Below are 4679 nucleotides of genomic sequence, written 5' to 3' on the forward strand. Positions count from 1 at the left end.
GGAGGCCGAAAAAGGAAACGGGGCTTACTTTTAAAGAATGCCGGAAGATGCTGAAGGAACGTTTTCAGCTCCCATACCGTCCGGAGATTACTCTTGCAGGTGTGGGAATGGGAAGCATCGAAACGATGACAGGAGAGGCAGTACGTGCATGCCAAAACGCAGATCTTCTGATCGGAGCCGGCCGGGTGCTGGAGACAGCAAAAAAAGCGGCTGGAAACGCTCGTAAGGCAGAGATTTATGAGGAATATAAAAGTGAGGAGATTTTGGCCTACATAAAGGCTCATCCGTTTTATGACCATATTGTCATTGCGGTGTCAGGGGATCCCGGATTTTACAGCGGGGCAAAGAAACTGTACGGACTGCTGTCCTCTGAAAAAGAATGGAACGTAAGAGCAGTGTCCGGCATTTCTTCTCTGTCCTATTTCATGGCCAAACTTCGTATTTCCTGGGAGGATGCGGTGATGGTCAGCTGCCATGGACAGAAAAGACATCTTGTACGGAAAATAGCAGAAAATGGGAAAGTATTTGCGATCCTGGGCACAGGAACACAAGCCGGGGAGCTTGCGAAGGAACTCCTTCAATATGGCCTTTGGGAGGTTACTCTTCATATAGGGGAACGGCTTTCCTATCCCGGCGAAAAGATCAGATCCGGTACGCCGAAGGAATTCCTTTGCTGCCGGACGGATGCTTTAAGTGTGCTCTGTGTGGAAAATCCAAAGCCGCGGAATTGTTTTGCACTTCACAGTTTACAGGATGATCTGTTCGTGCGCGGAAAGGTTCCCATGACGAAGGAGGAGGTGCGGAGCATCACTCTTTCAAAGCTTCAGCTTTTGAAAGATGCTGTCTGCTATGATATCGGTGCAGGTACAGGATCTGTCTCCATAGAGATGGCAGAGAAAGCAGATGAAGGACGCGTATATGCAGTGGAAAAGAAACCGGAAGCGGCAGATTTGATCCGTCAAAACCGGAGAAAGTTCTGTATGGATTCTATACATATTGTGGAAGGAACGGCACCGGAGGCATTAAAAGGGCTGGAGCCTCCCACCCATGTCTTTATCGGAGGGACTTCAGGCGGCCTCACAGAAATCCTTCATGCTGTGTTAAAGAAAAATCCCAGGGTCAGAATTGTTATGAACTGCATAACGCTGGAGACACTTACAGAGGCAGTCAAGGCCTTTCAAACTCTGCCTGTCACGGAGCCGGATATCGTGAATGTGACGGTAAGCAGGGCGAAAAAAGCCGGCAGCTATCATTTGATGATGGGAGAAAATCCGGTTTATATCCTTTCCTGCACTGGGACCGGGGAGGTGCGCTGTGAAGATTGACAGACTCTTATTTACGGCCCCGCAGAGTGCAGGAGGGAAGACGATGGTGACCTGCGGCATTCTTGCCGCCCTCGGCGAAATGGGGAAAAAGACGGTATCCTTTAAATGCGGGCCGGATTATATTGACCCGATGTTTCACCGGAAAGCAGTCGGAACCGATGCCTGGAATTTGGATCCTTTTCTGACATCTGCTTCGGCACTCAGATCCCTGCTGGCCCGCCATGCCAAAGACGCCGATCTGGCTGTGATAGAGGGCGTCATGGGGTATTATGACGGCCTCGGAGGGACAACGGCAAAAGCCAGCGCATATGAACTGTGCAGCATCACAGGAACTCCTGCAGTCCTGATCGTCGATGCAAAAGGAATGAGCACTTCTGTCCTGGCACAGATTCATGGCTTTTTATCATGGAAAAAGGACAGCGGCATCCGAGGGGTCCTTCTAAACCGGATATCCCCGATGCTCTATCCCCGGATGAAACAATTGATCGAGGAACGGCTGGACATCCCGGTTGCAGGCTATGTGCCGGAAGTCCCGGACTGTGTGTTTAAAAGCCGTCACCTCGGCCTTGTCATGCCGGATGAAATCAAGGATATCAAAGAGAAGCTTCACCGTCTTGCGGGTATTATGAGAGAAACCATCGACTGGGATACATTATTTAGAATTGCGCAAGGTGCCTCTTTCCTGGAGGCAGAAGATGAAACGGATTCTTTTGAGAACACATCGTTTTCCAAGGTAAGGATCGGGATTGCAAAAGATGAAGCCTTCTGTTTTATGTACAGAGAAAATTTAGAACTGCTCAGCGACATGGGAGCGGAACTTGTATTTTTTTCGCCTATTCATGACAGACACCTGCCTAAAGATTTGGACGGACTGATCTTTTACGGCGGTTATCCGGAACTTTATGGAATGGAACTTGAGGAAAATCATGTGATGAGACGAGAGACTGCATCTGCTGTGTCTTCCGGGCTTCCATGTATGGCCGAATGCGGAGGCTTTCTGTATCTTCACAGGGAGATGGAGGACAAAGACGGTATTTTCAGGGAAATGGCAGGCGTGATTCCGGGAAAGGCATATAAAGAGGACCGTCTTTCACGGTTCGGATATATCTCTCTGAGACAGAACTCTGGCAGCTTGTTTGGAACCAGTCCTGCAGAGCTTACGGCTCACGAGTTTCATTATTATGATTCCGACTGCTGCGGGCAGGACTTTTATGCCAAAAAACCAGTGGGAAACAGAGGCTGGGAATGTATCTACGCATCCGATACTTTGTTTGCAGGTTTTCCTCATTTTTATTACTATGGTTGTCCGGAGCTTCCAAAGGCATTTTTAAGGAAATGCCGTCAATACCAGACGGAAAAGAGGAGATAAAATGGACATCACAGAAATCAGCAGTCATATCACGAAACCGGATGAAGGCGCCATGAATCGGTGCAGGAAGAGGTGGGACAGCATAGCGAAACCACTGCACAGCCTTGGAAAGCTGGAAGATCTGATCGTAAAGATCGCGGGGATCACCAGAAGTGAGCGCATCAATCTCACGAAAAAAGCACTGGTTTGTATGTGCGCCGACAACGGAGTCGTGGAAGAGGGAGTCTCCCAGTCAGGACAGGAGGTCACGGCGATCGTCTCTGAAAACATGTTAAACGGCAGGGCCACTTCCAGTGTGATGTGCCGGCATCTGGGGGCAGATCTGTTTGCCGTGGACGTGGGAGTCGCATGCGAGACGTCTTTGATTCAAAAGAAATCAGGCTTTGGGACAAGAAATATGCTGAGAGAGCCTGCGATGACCAGAGAGGAAGCCGTCAGCGCAGTCAATGCGGGAATTTCCATGGCATTTGAACTTTCCCGGAAGGGATATTGTATCGCAGCCACCGGCGAGATGGGAATTGGAAATACGGCCACCAGCAGTGCGGTCGCATCCGTTCTTCTGGACCGGCCGGCAGAAGAAATGACCGGGCGTGGAGCGGGCCTCGATGATCAGAGACTCCGGTGCAAGATTCAGGTGATTACACAGGCAGTAAACCTGCACCAGCCAGACAGGAAGGATCCGCTGGATGTCCTATCCAAAGTCGGCGGTTTTGATCTGGCCGCTCTGACGGGATTCTTCCTGGGCGGAGCGGCAGTAAGACTTCCCATTGTGATCGACGGTTTTATTTCCGGGACAGCGGCTCTGGCGGCAATGAAAATCTGTCCTGACGCAGTCCATTATATGCTTCCTTCCCACAAGTCAAAGGAGCCGGCGGCAGGACTGCTGCTGGATGCGCTTGGTCTGGACGCCTGCCTTAACTGCGGCATGAGCCTTGGAGAAGGGACAGGGGCTCTTATGCTGTTTCCTTTACTGGACACGGCATTGGATGTCTATGAAAAAATGAGCACCTTTGATGAAATCAACGTGGAACAGTATGTTCCTCTCAGCTGAAAGGAGGGCAGGATGTTTACCTTAGTCACCGGCGGCAGCGGCAGCGGAAAATCAGAATATGCAGAGAGTCTTGTAGATTCCTGGAACGATCCGAAAATCTATATAGCAACGATGATGCCGTTTGATGAGGAGACCAGAAAGAAGATCCAAAGACACCGGGAGATGAGACGGGACAAAGGGTTTATCACCTTAGAATGTTTTACCGGCCTTTCTGATCTCTGTCTTCCTGAGGAGTGTCATGTGCTGCTGGACTGTATGTCAAACCTTACGGCCAACGAAATGTTTACAGAAGAGGGAGCAGGTGCTGATACAAGAACATCCATTCTTTCCGGTATAGAACATCTTCTGGCATCAGCAGAGGATGTATGTATTGTCACCAATGAGATTTTTTCAGACGGAATAGAATATGGAGCCGAAACGATCCTCTATCAAAAATGTCTTGGGGATTTAAACTGCCGGATGGCAGAAATGGCAGACCGGGTGGTGGAAGTAGTATGCGGGATTCCGCTGAGACAGAAAGGATGAGACAAAAAATGAAGCAGCTTTGGAATAGCTTTAAAATCGCATTTTCCATGTATTCCAGGATTCCTGTGCCGAAAAGTGAGTGGACAAAAGAATATATGAAATATACCCTTTGTTTTTTTCCGGCAGTTGGGGGGATTGTGGGGCTTCTTGTCATCTGCTGGTCCGATTTCAGCATCTTTTTGAACTTGGGTATCCTGGCCCGCACTGCCGGCCTGGCTCTGATCCCGGTCATTGTCACCGGAGGCATCCACATGGATGGATTCATGGATACCGCAGACGCTTTAGGGTCCTGCCGGGACAGAGAAAAAAAGCTGCTGATTTTAAAAGATCCCCACTGCGGAGCATTTGCCGTTCTCTCATGCGTGGGTTATTTTATTGCTTATGGAGGCGCCCTCAGTGAGATCGGAAG

The 4679-nt window shown here is 49.7% G+C and carries 5 protein-coding genes; all 5 read left to right on the forward strand.

Features of this window, described 5'->3' with window-relative positions; translation table 11 throughout:
* The coding region (cbiE, locus tag QVP35_RS00820) for a precorrin-6y C5,15-methyltransferase (decarboxylating) subunit CbiE (protein ID WP_288187711.1) at window positions 1-1325 on the forward strand (1325 nt) is incomplete at its 5' end.
* On the forward strand, window positions 1315-2694 hold the full coding sequence (locus tag QVP35_RS00825) for a cobyrinate a,c-diamide synthase (RefSeq protein WP_118475946.1): 1380 nt from the start codon (window positions 1315-1317) through the stop codon (window positions 2692-2694). The genes cbiE and QVP35_RS00825, both read left to right, overlap by 11 nt.
* A 1-nt stretch (window position 2695) precedes the next feature.
* Window positions 2696-3745 carry a nicotinate-nucleotide--dimethylbenzimidazole phosphoribosyltransferase gene (cobT, locus tag QVP35_RS00830; RefSeq protein WP_009289700.1) on the forward strand — a complete coding sequence of 350 codons (1050 nt, stop codon included), beginning with the start codon at window positions 2696-2698 and terminating at the stop codon, window positions 3743-3745.
* A 12-nt stretch (window positions 3746-3757) separates the two neighbouring features.
* The gene (locus QVP35_RS00835) at window positions 3758-4270 is read left to right on the forward strand and encodes a bifunctional adenosylcobinamide kinase/adenosylcobinamide-phosphate guanylyltransferase (RefSeq protein WP_009289699.1); all 513 of its coding nucleotides are present in this window, start codon (window positions 3758-3760) and stop codon (window positions 4268-4270) included.
* A gap of 8 nt (window positions 4271-4278) precedes the next feature.
* On the forward strand, window positions 4279-4679 hold a 401-nt coding region (locus QVP35_RS00840; protein ID WP_288187712.1), incomplete at its 3' end, for an adenosylcobinamide-GDP ribazoletransferase.

It is taken from the genome of Anaerostipes sp. CAG:276 (assembly GCF_000432215.1).
GTDB lineage: Bacteria > Bacillota > Clostridia > Lachnospirales > Lachnospiraceae > Anaerostipes > Anaerostipes caccae.

What these genes read in the sequence shown, in the direction of transcription:
- cobT (WP_009289700.1), top strand. Translation starts at nt 2,696, where the DNA reads ATGGACATCACAGAAATCAGCAGTCATATCACGAAACCGGATGAAGGC.
- QVP35_RS00835 (WP_009289699.1), top strand. Translation starts at nt 3,758, where the DNA reads ATGTTTACCTTAGTCACCGGCGGCAGCGGCAGCGGAAAATCAGAATAT.